Annotated in this window: 14 protein-coding genes; 8 read left to right on the top strand and 6 right to left on the bottom strand. The window is 64.0% G+C overall.

The window, feature by feature from the left end; translation table 11 throughout:
• The first annotated feature begins 31 nt into the window (after nt 1–31).
• On the top strand, nt 32–457 hold the full coding sequence (locus PHP91_RS00130; protein WP_300135342.1) for a hypothetical protein: 426 nt from the start codon (nt 32–34) through the stop codon (nt 455–457).
• Between the two features lie 66 nt (nt 458–523).
• Here PHP91_RS00130 and PHP91_RS00125 read toward each other — a convergent pair whose 3' ends face one another.
• From PHP91_RS00125 to PHP91_RS00100, 6 genes are all read right to left on the bottom strand, one after another.
• Entirely contained in the window at nt 524–1297 is a 774-nt protein-coding gene (locus tag PHP91_RS00125; RefSeq protein ID WP_300135340.1) for an AAA family ATPase, read from the bottom strand.
• Nucleotides 1298–1524: 227 nt separating this feature from the next.
• Nucleotides 1525–2532, bottom strand: coding sequence for an NAD-dependent epimerase (locus PHP91_RS00120; protein ID WP_300135339.1), 1008 nt, complete (start codon nt 2530–2532; stop codon nt 1525–1527).
• 360 nt (nt 2533–2892) lie between these two features.
• Nucleotides 2893–3609: a hypothetical protein gene (locus PHP91_RS00115; protein WP_300135337.1), complete on the bottom strand. Its 717-nt coding sequence runs from the start codon at nt 3607–3609 to the stop codon at nt 2893–2895.
• Nucleotides 3610–3611: 2 nt separating this feature from the next.
• Nucleotides 3612–4835 (bottom strand): bifunctional phosphopantothenoylcysteine decarboxylase/phosphopantothenate--cysteine ligase CoaBC, encoded by a 1224-nt coding sequence (gene coaBC, locus PHP91_RS00110; protein ID WP_300135335.1) that lies wholly within the window; start codon nt 4833–4835, stop codon nt 3612–3614.
• Nucleotides 4836–4839: 4 nt separating this feature from the next.
• Nucleotides 4840–5304, bottom strand: a complete 465-nt coding sequence (locus PHP91_RS00105) for a hypothetical protein (RefSeq protein WP_300135333.1) — start codon at nt 5302–5304, stop codon at nt 4840–4842.
• 75 nt (nt 5305–5379) lie between these two features.
• Nucleotides 5380–6039, bottom strand: a complete 660-nt coding sequence (locus PHP91_RS00100; RefSeq protein WP_366141523.1) for a hypothetical protein — start codon at nt 6037–6039, stop codon at nt 5380–5382.
• A 173-nt stretch (nt 6040–6212) separates the two neighbouring features.
• On the opposite strand from PHP91_RS00100, the gene queA reads away from it, so the two are divergent.
• The 7 genes from queA (at nt 6213) to PHP91_RS00065 (ending at nt 12409) form a co-directional block, all read left to right on the top strand.
• Nucleotides 6213–7307 (top strand): tRNA preQ1(34) S-adenosylmethionine ribosyltransferase-isomerase QueA, encoded by a 1095-nt coding sequence (gene queA / locus PHP91_RS00095; protein WP_300135329.1) that lies wholly within the window; start codon nt 6213–6215, stop codon nt 7305–7307.
• Nucleotides 7308–7347: 40 nt separating this feature from the next.
• Entirely contained in the window at nt 7348–7581 is a 234-nt protein-coding gene (locus PHP91_RS00090; protein WP_300135327.1) for a 4Fe-4S binding protein, read from the top strand.
• Between the two features lies 1 nt (nt 7582).
• Nucleotides 7583–8653 (top strand): 3-methyl-2-oxobutanoate dehydrogenase subunit VorB, encoded by a 1071-nt coding sequence (locus PHP91_RS00085; protein WP_300135325.1) that lies wholly within the window; start codon nt 7583–7585, stop codon nt 8651–8653.
• A complete protein-coding gene (locus tag PHP91_RS00080) occupies nt 8654–9424 on the top strand; it encodes a thiamine pyrophosphate-dependent enzyme (RefSeq protein WP_300135323.1) in 771 nt (256 codons plus the stop codon).
• Nucleotides 9424–9966 carry a 2-oxoacid:acceptor oxidoreductase family protein gene (locus PHP91_RS00075; RefSeq protein ID WP_300135321.1) on the top strand — a complete coding sequence of 181 codons (543 nt, stop codon included), beginning with the start codon at nt 9424–9426 and terminating at the stop codon, nt 9964–9966. Before PHP91_RS00080 ends, PHP91_RS00075 begins: the two co-directional genes overlap by 1 nt.
• Before the next feature lie 196 nt (nt 9967–10162).
• Complete coding sequence (locus PHP91_RS00070; RefSeq protein ID WP_300135319.1) at nt 10163–11050, top strand: class I SAM-dependent methyltransferase; 888 nt, start codon at nt 10163–10165, stop codon at nt 11048–11050.
• Between the two features lie 258 nt (nt 11051–11308).
• Nucleotides 11309–12409: an iron ABC transporter substrate-binding protein gene (locus PHP91_RS00065; RefSeq protein WP_300135317.1), complete on the top strand. Its 1101-nt coding sequence runs from the start codon at nt 11309–11311 to the stop codon at nt 12407–12409.
• The last annotated feature ends 1 nt before the right edge of the window (nt 12410 follow it).

Raw genomic sequence — 12410 nt, 5'->3', positions numbered from 1 at the left:
CCCTCAAACACGTAACCGACCGGAGCATCCCATGGCCGACCACATCCACGAACTTTTCGACAAAGACGGCAACCCCATCGGCGCCCTGCTCTCCGCCGAGGCGTGGGCGGTCGTTCGCGACGACGTCCTCGCCCGCCTGGGCCTCGCGGAGCAAAGCACCCCGCCCGAAAAGCCCGAACCCCTCGGCGACTGGGAGACCCTCCAGGAGTACTGGGACTTCGACTACCCGGTGGACACCGACGTGACCTGCTCGGTTTGCGGCAACACCACCGAGGACTGGGCCGCCGACGATCCGCGCAAGTTCCGGCTGACCGCCGCCAACCTGGCAGGCCTGGTCTCCTTTCAGTGCCGCAACTGCCTGACCAAGGTGGTCAAGAAGCACTTCAAGGACACCATCGTCACCGAATGCACCCCCTTCCAGGGCGAAAAGCTCCAGAACAAGGAAGGCCGGTACTGATCCGCCGCCGGATCACGGTGATCGACGGGGTCGAGCACTCGTGATCTTCATGAGAAAGAACAGCCGCTAACCTCTGGCGGTCGTGCTTTTCGCCACTTCCTGGGCCAGGGCCAGATAGGCCTCCGCGCCGCGCGACTTGATATCATAGTTGATCACGGGCTTGCCGAAGCTCGGGGCCTCGGACAGACGCACGTTGCGCGGGATGATCGTCTCGAACAGGTGCTGCGGGAACGCCTTGCGCACCTCGTTCTTGACCTGCCAGGAGAGCCGGTTTCGCGAGTCGTACATGGTCAGGACCACGCCCAGGATGTCCAGATCGCTATTCAACCGCTTGCGCACGAGCTCGTAGGTCATGAGCAGTTGCGCAATGCCCTCCAAAGCGTAATACTCGCACTGTAGGGGCACCAAGAGCTCGGTGGCCGCGCACAGGGCGTTGACCGTGAGCAGCCCCAGAGACGGCGGGCAGTCGATGAGGATGTAGTCAAAATCCTCGTCCGCCATGCTCAGCAAGTCCCGCAGGTAATACTCCCGCCCCAATTTATCCACCAGCTCGATCTCCGCGCCGACCAGATCCTGCGTTCCCGGCAGGATGGAGAGGTACGGCACATCGGTCTCGTAGATGGCCCGCCGGATGTTCTTGGGCTCGAAAAGCACAGTGTAGACATTCTCCCGCTTGTCGCCGGGGTAGAAACCGAGCCCGCTGGAGGCGTTGCCTTGGGGGTCGCAGTCCACCAGAAGCACCTTTTTTTCCATCACAGCCAGGGACGCGGCCAGGTTCACGGCCGTGGTCGTCTTGCCGACGCCGCCCTTCTGATTCGCCACAACGATTTTTCTCGCCACGGAGTCCTCGCTTGCTTGTTCTCGATCCGCTCACGCGTTTCACGTGAAACAATCATGGTGATCAGGTGAGTGTTTCACGTGAAACACTCAAAGGCACCCTTTCATCCGTTCCTAGGCGGATTCGAAAAATAAGGCAACGCCAAAATGGAAACAGGTGGCGAAAAAAAAGGCGGGCGCCGAAGCGCCCGCCTGTATATCGTCGGGATTTGCCTTGATATGAGGCAAAATTAGACGTTGTAATACTCTCTGTACCACTCAATGAATTTCCGAATGCCGTATTCAATGGTGGTGTCAGGCTTGAAACCCACATCAGCCACCAGATCGCTGACGTCCGCCTCGGTGGCGGGTACGTCGCCGGGCTGCATGTCCATGTAGTTGCAGATGGCCTTCTTGCCCACCACTTCCTCGATGACCTCGATATAGCGGGAGAGCTCCACAACGGAATTGTTTCCGATGTTGTAAATTCGGTAGGGAACCGTGCTGGAGCAGGGGTCCGGATGGTCGCCGTCCCAGGCGGCATTCGGGGCGGCCGTGTGCTTGACCACGCGGACCACGCCCTCGACGATATCGTCGATGTATGTGAAATCACGACGCATCTTGCCGTGGTTGAATACATTGATGGGCTTGCCCTCCAGGATGTTCTTGGTGAACAGGAAGAGCGCCATGTCCGGCCGACCCCAGGGTCCGTAGACCGTGAAAAAGCGCAGGCCGGTGGTCGGCAGGCCATAGAGGTTGCTGTAGGAGTGGGCCATCATCTCATTGGCCTTCTTGGTGGCGGCGTAAAGGCTCATGGGGTGATCCACGGCCTCGTGCGGATCAAGCGGCATCTTGGTGTTCAGGCCGTAGACCGAACTGGACGAGGCGTAGACAAGGTGCTGCACCTTGTTATGGCGGCACCCTTCAAGGACGTTGAGGAACCCGACCACATTGGAGTCCACGTAGGAGCGCGGGTTCTCGATGGAATAGCGCACCCCTGCCTGGGCGGCCAGGTTGACCACATGGGTGAACTTCTCGGATGCGAAGAGCTCGGCCATGGGAGCGTTGTCCTCAAGGGAGATGTTCGCGTGCTTGAAAAGCGGGCTTTCCTGGAGGATGGCGAGCCGCTGCTTCTTGAGGTTCACATCGTAATAGTCGTTCAGATTGTCCAGGCCGACCACTTCATGGCCTTCGCCGGTCAACACTCTCGACAGGTGGAATCCGATAAAACCGGCCGCGCCGGTGACGAGAATCTTCATGAGTCCTTGCTGATCCTTTCGCTGTGGCCGCATCATGCGGCGACGATTAGTCCGAGGGGCGAGGCGAAGGCCTCACCGTGATTGCAGCAACCACATACGTTACCCCGCCTTGGTTGGGCAAGCCGGGAAAAGATGATTTTAGGGGCCAAAACAGCGCCTCATCGCGCGGACGCAAGAGATGCGCAATAAAAAATAATATATTTCAAAATGTTGCTACTCATCTTCCACATTCGCGGCCCACGGCATTTTTCCGACAATTCCGACCGGCTCCCCCCATCCGGGACAAAAATGCGTGAAACGGCCGCCTGACGCGATATCCGGGCGCTTCCCATAGAACCTTCCACAAAAAGGGGCGGCCGGCTAGAACCGGAGGTTCGCCAAGGCGCTGACGGCCAGTTGCTGTTCATGCGGGAGCATGGCGACGAGCTCGCCCATGGAAGGCAGGACGTGGACCATGACGTCGCGGAGCATGTGCATGGAGCGGGCTGGGTCGGCTTCCGGCAGGATGACCCGGAGGGCGTCCCGGCCGAAGCAAACAACATGCGGGGTTTTCCAGAGCCGCCAGCCGCGCCAGAAAAGTTCCCGGTCGGGGACGAGGCGGCCGGACTGCAACGCGGCCACGGGCCAGAAGGCCACGGGCCGGGGCGGCAGCCGGAGGTGCCGGATCAGGTTGGCCACAACGGCGCGCCGCCGTTCGTCCTTTTGCCCGCCCAGGTCCAGGCCGAGCTCCATGTAGGTCCAGACCATCTTGTGACCGGGGGCGACCAGCTTCAGGTATGAGGCCCACGGCTCGGGGAAGGCCGGTCCCGCAGACGCGGACGAACTGCCTGTCGGTTCGCGAAACGCCTCGGGCGTCGGACGGGACGCCCCCACCGCCCTGTCCTGACGCGCAGCTTTTTCCGGGACGGAAGACGTCTGCGCCGGAACCGGACAGTGATTGGACTGTGCAGGCGGCTGCGGGGTCAGAGGCAGGGCCTGAGCGGGCGTCGCCGCCACGGCCTCGGCCGCGACGGGGCCGCCGGGATGGAAGACGTGCTCCAGCCCGGATTCCAGCCACGGACGCAGATGCTCCGGCACGTTCAGTCGAGCAGAAGGTGATCCCATAAACGCCAGGCCACTTCGGTCTTGTCGAGTTGGGGCCAGGTCTCCCTGCGCCCGGCGGCGTCGAGCACGTACATCTCGTTGGTCGCGCTGGCGAACCCGCTTCCCGCCTTGGAAATGTCGTTGGCCGCGATGATGTCCAACCGCTTGCTTTGCAGCTTTCGCCCGGCCTCGGCCTTGAGGTCGCCGGTCTCGGCGGCGAAGCCGATGAGACGCTGTCCATCCCGCTTGGCCTCGCCGAGCGTGCGCAGGATGTCCGGGTTGGGCGTGAACTCCACGGTAATGCCCTGCCCCGCGCCGGAGGCCTTCTTGAACTTGGTCTCGCCAAAGGGCACGGGCCGGAAGTCGGCCACGGCGGCGGTGCAGCAGGCAACATCCATGGACGGCCACAGGTCCGTGGCCACTTCGAACATCTGCCGGGCCGTGGTCACGGGGACCACGCGGACGGCCTCGGGAAAGGTCAGGACGGTGGGCCCGGCCACAACGGTGACGTCGGCCCCGCGCAGGTGTGCGGCCATGGCCAGGCACGCGCCCATGAGCCCGGAGGACGGGTTGGACCAGAACCGGACCGCGTCCCACGGCTCGCGCGTGGGGCCGAGGGTGACCAGGACCTTCCGGCCGGCCAGGTCCTGAGGCGCCAGCGCTCGGAGCACGGACGCGAAAATCTCCTCCACCGGAGCCAGGCGGCCCTCGCCGGTGTCGCCGCAGGCCACATGCCCGCTCCAGGGCCGGACGCGGATGTAGCCGAGTTCGCCGAGCATCTCCCAGTTGCGCCGGGTGGCCGGGGCCTCCCACATGCGCGGGTTCATGGCCGGGGCAACTATCTTGGGCCCCGGGAAGGCCAGGGCCTGGCAGGAGAGCATGTCGTCGGCCAGTCCGAAGGCGAGGCGCGCGATGGTCGCGGCCGTGGCCGGGGCGATGACCATGGCGTGGGCGGCCTGGCCCGGCTCCAGGTGGCCGAAGGCGGAACCGGAGGGCGAGCCTTCGAACATGGAGCCGTACACCGGCGAGGCCCCCAGGGCCTCGAAGGACAGGGGCCGGACGAACTCGGCGGCCCCGTCGGTCAGTGTGGCGGAAACAAGGCAACCCGCCTCCTGCAGGGAGCGCAGGAGGTCGAGCGCCTTGTAGGCGGCGATGGAACCGGTGACGCCGAGATGGACGCGCTTGCCCAGGAATCCGGCGAAGCGGTAATGGGGCTGCATGTCGCTACTTGTCCTTGACCGCGGCGTCCTTGAGCTCCACGGCGAATATGGTGATCTTGGCCGATCCGAAGGAGTCCTCGACCTGGATGACGCAGCTCTTGTTGTACTTCTCGAACGAAAGGACGGAAAGCGCGCCGGTCTTGTTGTTGGAGATGAGCTTCCAATTGTCCTTGGACATGTTGTTGACGAAATACTGGACCAGCTCCAGGACCTCGACGCGGCCCTTGAACTTCATGATGGCCGCGCGGAACTTGGAATTGTCCAGCTTGTAGGAGTCGTCGTTCTGGTAGGAGATTTCCTTGGGAATAAGGATGTCGTCGAAGTCGTAGTAGTAGTCGGGAGCCTGCTGGGCGGCCTGGGTGCCGCCCGCGGGATCGGTGTCCGCGCTCTGGCCGCCGCTGGTGGTGGTGCACGCGGCGAAGAGCATGAGCAGGGAAACCATGACGAGCGTTTTCACGAAAGAACGCATAACTTCCTCCTGGTACGTTCTTGAGGTTGGCCGGAGCTGTGGCCCGTGTAACAGGACGCGGGCCAAAAGAAAAGGTCAGGAGGCGGCGTCCTTGAGGCGGTCGATCTTGTCCTGGAGGTACTTCTCCATCTCCCGGCGGTCCTTGCGCAGCCGGATGAGCTCCGACTCCAGGATCTGCATCTTGGCCTTGATGTCCGAGGTGTCGAAACTGAGCTTCAGCGCCATCTCCTCGATCTCCGCGTCCTTCTGCTCCAGGGCCTGGGTCTGGCGGAGGATCTCCTCGGGCAGGACGTCGGACGGTCCGGGCAACTGTTTCATCTTCTTCTGGCTGCGGGCGAGCAGGACAAAGGCGGTCTTGAGCTTCTGAATGTCGTCCTGCTGCCGCTCGATGACCGACTTCTGGTTGGCGATGACCTCCATGCAGGACGCCACCTTGCCCATGACCCCGTTGAAGACGCCCGCCAGCTCGGCGAACATCTCCCCGCGCACGGGCGGCTCGGCCTCGCGCTCCACCTCGATGGTGCGCGTGAACTCGCGCTTGAGGCCGTCCTCGATCTCCGCCGTGACCTTGCCCTCGCCGTACATTCGCGAAATCCGTTCGAAAACCACGAGGCTGTCCTCGGGGTACTTGGTGATCCGGCCCATCTTGCGTCCGTTCAGGAAGTCCTTGAACAGGGAAGCGTACCGACGGGCCGTCGGCGCGGGGATGCGGGTAAGCTTGGCTATCTCAGCCACGGAAAGCCAATTCATGGTATAATGAAATACCAGGATTACGAGCAATGGCAAGTCCCAACCCCGGAGCTGGACGAAAGCGTGGCATCCAACCGCAATCATTGGAATAAAAAAGCCTACACCTCATGGTTTCAATGGGTTACAAGAGGTCACCAATCGAGGGACGGACTTCATATATGGAAATACCCCAGGACTTCCGGCTGGCGAGCTACGACTACGACCTGCCCGAGGATCGCATAGCCCAGCAACCCGCCGACCGGCGCGACGGCTCGCGCCTGCTCGTGCTCGACCGGGCGGCGGACACGCTCACCCCGGCCCGGTTCACCGAACTGGCCGACTATCTGCCGGAGGGCGCGCTGCTTGTGGCCAACAACTCCCGCGTCATCCCGGCCCGCATCTTCGGGATGAAGCCCACGGGCGGGCGGGTGGAGTTCCTGCTGCTCACGCCCCTGCCCCTGCTCGCGCCCGCCCCCGCCCCCGACCTGGGCGACGGCTGGCTCGCGGCCCCGGCCGAGGGGCTGCTGCGCGCCTCCAAGTCGCCCAAGCCCGGCAGCCGGGTGACCATCAGCGACGACCTGTTCCTCCTCGCCGAGGAGCCCTCGCCCTTCGGCCGCTGGCGTGTCCGCCTGTGCTGGCGCGGGGACCTGACCGGCCATTTCCAGGCCATGGGCCACCTTCCCCTGCCGCCCTACATCCGGCGTCCCGACTCGGCGGCGGACCGCGAGCGCTACCAGACCACCTATTCGAGCGAGGCCAAGACCGGCTCGGTGGCCGCGCCCACGGCCGGGCTGCACTTCACGCCCGAGCTGCGGGCCGGGCTGGCCGGACGCGGGTTCACCTGGGCCGAGGTCACCCTCTACGTGGGCTACGGCACCTTCAGCCCGGTGCGCGAGCCGGACATCCGCAACCACCGGATGCACGCCGAGTACATCGAGGTTTCACGTGAAACCGTCGACGCGGTGAACCGGGCCAAGGCGGAGGGCCGCCCCGTGGTCGCCATCGGCACCACCAGCGCGCGCACCCTGGAGGGCATGTACCGGGCCTGCGGCGAAATAGCCGAATTTTCAGGTGAAACAGACATCTTCATCAAGCCGGGCTACACCTTCAAGGTGGTGGACGCAATGCTCACAAACTTTCATTTGCCAGAGTCATCCCTCATCATTATGATTGCGGCCTTGGCCGGAAGGGCGAGGGTCCTATCGGCCTACAACTACGCGCTCGAAAACGGGTTTCGCTTCTTCTCCTACGGAGACGCGATGCTGATAAGGTAATGGCTGGAGACGTAATCCCCATCAAACCGGAGTCTATTGCATGTCCCGAATCGTAGTCCAGGAAGACCGGTGCAAAGGTTGTCTGCTCTGCACCACGGTCTGCCCCGTTGGCATCATCGTCCAGTCGGACCGATTCAACGTCAGCGGTTACAAGGTCGCCGAGGTTTGCGAAGCCGATGCGGACAAATGTACCGGCTGCGCGTCCTGCGCCCAGATCTGCCCCGACGTGGCGATCACCGTCTACAAAACCCCCAAGAAAAAGAAGGGGGAATAGCATGAGCAAGCAACCCGAACGCATCTTCGTCAAAGGCAACGAGGCCATCGCCCGAGGCGCTCTGGCCGCCAAGTGCAAGTGCTTTTTCGGCTACCCCATCACGCCCCAGAACGACATCCCGGAGTTCATGTCCTCCGAGATCATCAAGGCCGGGGGCGACTTCGTCCAGGCGGAGTCCGAGGTGGCCGCGGCCAACATGCTGCTGGGCGCCGGGGCCGCGGGCATCCGCGCCATGACCTCTTCGTCGTCCCCCGGCGTCGCGCTCAAGCAGGAGGCCATCTCCTACATGGCGGGCTCGGAGCTCCCGGCCGTCATCGTCAACATGAACCGGGGCGGCCCGGGACTGGGCGACATCGGCCCGGCCCAGGGCGACTACTACCAGTCCACCCGTGGCGGCGGACATGGCGACTACCGCCACTTCACCCTGGCCCCCGGCACGGTCCAGGAGGCCTACGACCTGACCATCCGCGCCTTTGACATCGCCTTTACGCAGCGCAACCCGGTCCTCATCCTGGGCGACGCCATCCTCGGCCAGATGAAGGAGCCCATCACCCCGTGGACCCCGGAGAACATCGACGAGGAAGCCGGTCGCGACTGGTGCCTGAACGGACGGACCGGCGGCCGCGAAAAACGGCTGCTCAAGTCCCTCTTCCTGGGCGAAGGCGAGCTGGCCGGGCAGAACAGGCACCTCCAGGCCAAGTACGCGAGCTGGGAAAAGCTGGCCGAGGCCGAGCTGTTCGAGTGCGCCGACGCCGAGCTGGTCATCTGCGCCTACGGCTCCATCGGCCGCATCGCCAAGTCCGTGGTCCGCAAGTTCCGCAAGGAAGGCAGGAAGGTCGGCCTGTTCCGGCCCATCACCCTCTACCCCTACCCCTCCGAGCCGCTGCTCAAGCTGGCCAAGGAAGGGAAGCGGTTCCTGACCATCGAACACAACCTGGGCCAGATGGTGGACGACGTCCGCCTCGCCATCCGCACGGTGGCCGACTCCGGCTTCCACCCCATCTATCCCGGCAACATGCCCACCCCGGACGAACTGGAGGAACCCATCCTCAACTGCCTGGAGGGTAAATAAATGACCCAGTCCGCTGAAAAGATCGTCTTCCGGAAGCCCGAGTCCGTCATCGACCGCGCCACCCACTACTGCCCCGGCTGCCACCACGGCGTGGCCCACCGGCTGGTGGGCGAGGTGCTGGACGAGCTGGGGCTGGCCGAAAACGCCATCCTCATCGCCTCCATCGGCTGCTCCGTCTTCCTCTACAACTACCTGAACGTGGACTCCGTTGAAGCGCCCCACGGCCGCGCCCCGGCGGTGGCCACCGGCGTCAAGCGCGCCCGGCCCGACAAGTTCGTCTTCACCTACCAGGGCGACGGCGACCTCGCCTCCATCGGCATGGCGGAGATCATCCACGCCGCCAACCGGGGCGAGAAGGTCTGCGTGGTCTTCGTCAACAACACGGTCTACGGCATGACCGGCGGCCAGATGGCCCCCACCACCCTGCTGGGCCAGGTGACCACCACCAGCCCGGCCGGACGGTGCATGACCCACGAGGGCGCGCCCATCAAGATGACCGAGATCATCGCCTCCCTGGGCGGCACCGCCTTCGCGGCCCGGGCCGCGCTCAACAACGTCAAGAACATCAAGACGGCCAAGAAATACATCAAGAAGGCCTTCGAGTTCCAACTGAGCAACACCGGCTTCGGCTTCGTGGAGCTGCTCTCCGCCTGTCCGACCAACTGGAAGATGACCCCCGTCAAGGCCAACGAACGCATCGAGACCGAGATGATCCCCTACTTCCCCCTCGGCGTCTTCAAGGACGTCTCCGACGAAGGAGGTGTCTGCTGATGCGCTACATGGACACCATCATCGCGGGCTTCGGCGGCCAGGGCGTCATGCTCATCGGCAACCTGCTGGCCTACGCGGGCATGAAGGACGGCCTCAACGTCACCTACATCCCGGTCTACGGGCCGGAAATGCGCGGCGGCACCGCCAACTGCACGGTGGTCCTCTCCGAGGAGGACATCGGGTCGCCCATCATCCTGCGGCCCAAGTCGCTCATCGCCATGAACCGCCCGTCGCTGGACAAGTTCCAGCCCCGGGTCCAGGACGGCGGCGTGCACATCATCAACTCGTCGCTCATCGACATGAGCCTCGCGGACACAAAGCGCCTCGACTGCCACGCCGTGCCCTGCAACGAGATCGCCGACAAGCTCGGCAACTCGCGCATGGCCAACATGGTCGCCATCGGGGCCTTCGTCCAGGCCACGAAGATCATCCCCCTCTCGGCCGTTATCGGCTCCCTGGAGAACGTGATCTCGAAGCGCTACCACAAGCTCATCCCGGCCAATACCGACGCCATCAACGCGGGAGCCGAAACCATCGGCTAGCCGCGCCGGACGCGAACAATTGAACGGCCTGCCCGACCTCGGTCGGACAGGCCGTTTTTTTTCGTCTCCGGCCCATCCAAGCCCCTTCCCGAACGGTTGGCCGCGCCTCGCGCGTATGGCATGGGCGTGAAAAGGAGCGCCTTTTTTTGTTTGGGGAAATTGGTTAGAGAAGGGAAAACACCGCCTGGAGGCTCCCGTGACCCTGGAACAACTCAGAATCTCGATCATCAATTCCTCGATCATGCGCAAGGCCGTTTTCGAAATGGTTCCCGAGGGCGCGTCGCGCATCCTGGACGTGGGGTGCGGCCGTGGCGGGCTCCTGCTCCGGCTCCAGCGGGACAAGGCGTGCACCGAGCTCTACGGCGTGGACATGGACCAGGACGCCATCGCCAGGCTGCGCCACTTCGTGGACTACGCCGGGGTGGCGGACATCGAAAAGGAGGAGATCCTGCCCGCCAGGTACAAGGGATTCTTCAACCTCGTCATCATGCACGACTTCGTGGAGCACCTCTTCGACCCCTGGCAAACCCTGGCCCGCATCCGGGACTACCTGGCCGAGGGCGGGCTGGCCATCATCTCCACGCCCAACCTGCTGCACTGGCGATTGCAGTACGAGATCATGTCCGGCCGCTTCCCCTACGGCCACGGCATATGGCACCCCGGACACCTCCGCTGGTACACCCCGGCCAGCCTGCTCACGGTCCTGGCCATCGGCGGCTACGAGGTCCGGCAATACTGCCTGGAGCTCGGGGCCGACGCCACGCGGGAAGTCATCCAGGCCAAGCGAGGGCTGACCACCATCCAGTTCCCGCCCACGGAAGTGCAGCGCAAATACCCGGATATGCCCCCCTTCACCATCCAATATCCCAAGGACATCCGGCCCTCCTACGCCGCCTTCTTCGCCACCAAGCTCATCGCCGTGTGCGCCAGGGGAGCCCTGCCCTGCGAACCGCAGCCCATGACCTACAACGTGGACCTGATCCACCAGCTCACCGAGGCCGTGGCCAACCCCTACGACCTGTTCAACCCGCCGCCAATGACCCTGCTCAAGCCCGGCTCGTTCCCCAGGGAAGACGAGGGCTGAGCCCCGGCCCCCAACGGCCTGCACCGGCCATGCTCCCCCTGACGCGGCCCAACGGCGCGCCTTTGGCCCGGCTCCCCGCCGGCCGCCCTTGCGCGCGTTCGTTCCCCGCCACCCAAATCATCGCGCAACAGCCTGAAATTCCGGATGGCCTTGACGGGAATCCGGAGATTGCCTAGGGTCCTCCCGTGTCACCTTTTCATGATTCATGACAACATAGGTGATACTTCATATCAATCATATGCGTAAAAGGGTGATCGAATGAAACGTTGTATCTATGCGTTGGTCCTGGTCTTGGCCATGGCGGCGGCCGCCCTGGCCGGTGAGCGCGCGGTGGAGGACGGACGGGGCAAGTCCGTGGTCATTCCGGACAAGGTGGAGCGCGTCATCTGCTCCGGGCCGGGCTCGCTCAGGCTGCTGACCTACCTCCAGGCCCAGGACCGGATCGTGGCCGTGGACGACATCGAGACGCGGCGGCGCGCCTTCGACGCGCGGCCCTATTCCATCGCCAACCCGCAGTTCCGCAAGATGCCTGTCTTCGGCGAGTTCCGGGGGCACGACAACCCGGAGCTGATCCTGACGCTGGACCCGCAGCCCCAGGTCATCCTCAAGACCTACCCGACCATGGGCCACGACCCGGACGAGCTGGCCCGGAAGACAGGCATTCCCGTGGTCACCCTCAATTACGGCAACCTGTTCAGCTACAAGAAGGACCTGTTCCGGTCCCTGCGCATCGTGGGCGAGGTCGTGGGCAAGGAAGAACGCGCCGGGGCGGTCATCGCCTACATGCAGGGGCTCATCGACGACCTGCGGCAGCGCACGGCGGACATCCCGGCCGACAAGCGCCCCACGGTCTTCGTGGGCGGCGTGGCCTTCAAGGGGCCGCACGGCTACCAGTCCACCGAGCCCGCCTACCCGCCCTTCCAGTTCGTCAACGCGAACAACCTGGCCTATCGCGAAGGTCTCAAGGGCAAGGAGCTCTCCCACGCCGACGTCTCCAAGGAGATGATCGTCAAGTGGAACCCGGACTTCCTCTTCCTGGACCTCTCCACCCTCCAGCTCGGCGACGAGACCGGCGGCCTCTTCGAACTGCGCCACGACCCGGCCTACCAGACCCTGACCGCCGTCAAGCAGGGCAAGGTCTACGGCCTGCTGCCCTACAACTGGTACACCAGCAACTTCGGCTGCACCCTGGCCAACGCCTACTTCATCGGCAAGCTGCTCTACCCCGGCCGGTTCGCGGACGTGGACCCGGCGGCCAAGGCGGATGAAATCTTCACCTTCCTGGTGGGCAAGCCGGTGTTCAAGGACATGGACGCCATGTTCCGGAACCTGGCCTACAAGCCCGTCCCGCTGCGGTAGC

The sequence above is a fragment of the Pseudodesulfovibrio sp. genome (assembly GCF_028692895.1).
Classification (GTDB): domain Bacteria; phylum Desulfobacterota; class Desulfovibrionia; order Desulfovibrionales; family Desulfovibrionaceae; genus Pseudodesulfovibrio.
The sequence above is the reverse complement of the archived record's forward strand: the minus strand, read 5'-3'. Positions and strand labels throughout refer to the sequence as shown.

Coding starts and splice junctions, on each gene's coding strand:
- PHP91_RS00130 (WP_300135342.1), top strand. CDS start 32: ATGGCCGACCACATCCACGAACTTTTCGACAAAGACGGCAACCCCATC.
- PHP91_RS00120 (WP_300135339.1), bottom strand. CDS start 2,532: ATGAAGATTCTCGTCACCGGCGCGGCCGGTTTTATCGGATTCCACCTG.
- coaBC (WP_300135335.1), bottom strand. CDS start 4,835: ATGCAGCCCCATTACCGCTTCGCCGGATTCCTGGGCAAGCGCGTCCAT.
- PHP91_RS00105 (WP_300135333.1), bottom strand. CDS start 5,304: ATGCGTTCTTTCGTGAAAACGCTCGTCATGGTTTCCCTGCTCATGCTC.
- queA (WP_300135329.1), top strand. CDS start 6,213: ATGGAAATACCCCAGGACTTCCGGCTGGCGAGCTACGACTACGACCTG.
- PHP91_RS00090 (WP_300135327.1), top strand. CDS start 7,348: ATGTCCCGAATCGTAGTCCAGGAAGACCGGTGCAAAGGTTGTCTGCTC.
- PHP91_RS00085 (WP_300135325.1), top strand. CDS start 7,583: ATGAGCAAGCAACCCGAACGCATCTTCGTCAAAGGCAACGAGGCCATC.
- PHP91_RS00080 (WP_300135323.1), top strand. CDS start 8,654: ATGACCCAGTCCGCTGAAAAGATCGTCTTCCGGAAGCCCGAGTCCGTC.
- PHP91_RS00075 (WP_300135321.1), top strand. CDS start 9,424: ATGCGCTACATGGACACCATCATCGCGGGCTTCGGCGGCCAGGGCGTC.
- PHP91_RS00065 (WP_300135317.1), top strand. CDS start 11,309: ATGAAACGTTGTATCTATGCGTTGGTCCTGGTCTTGGCCATGGCGGCG.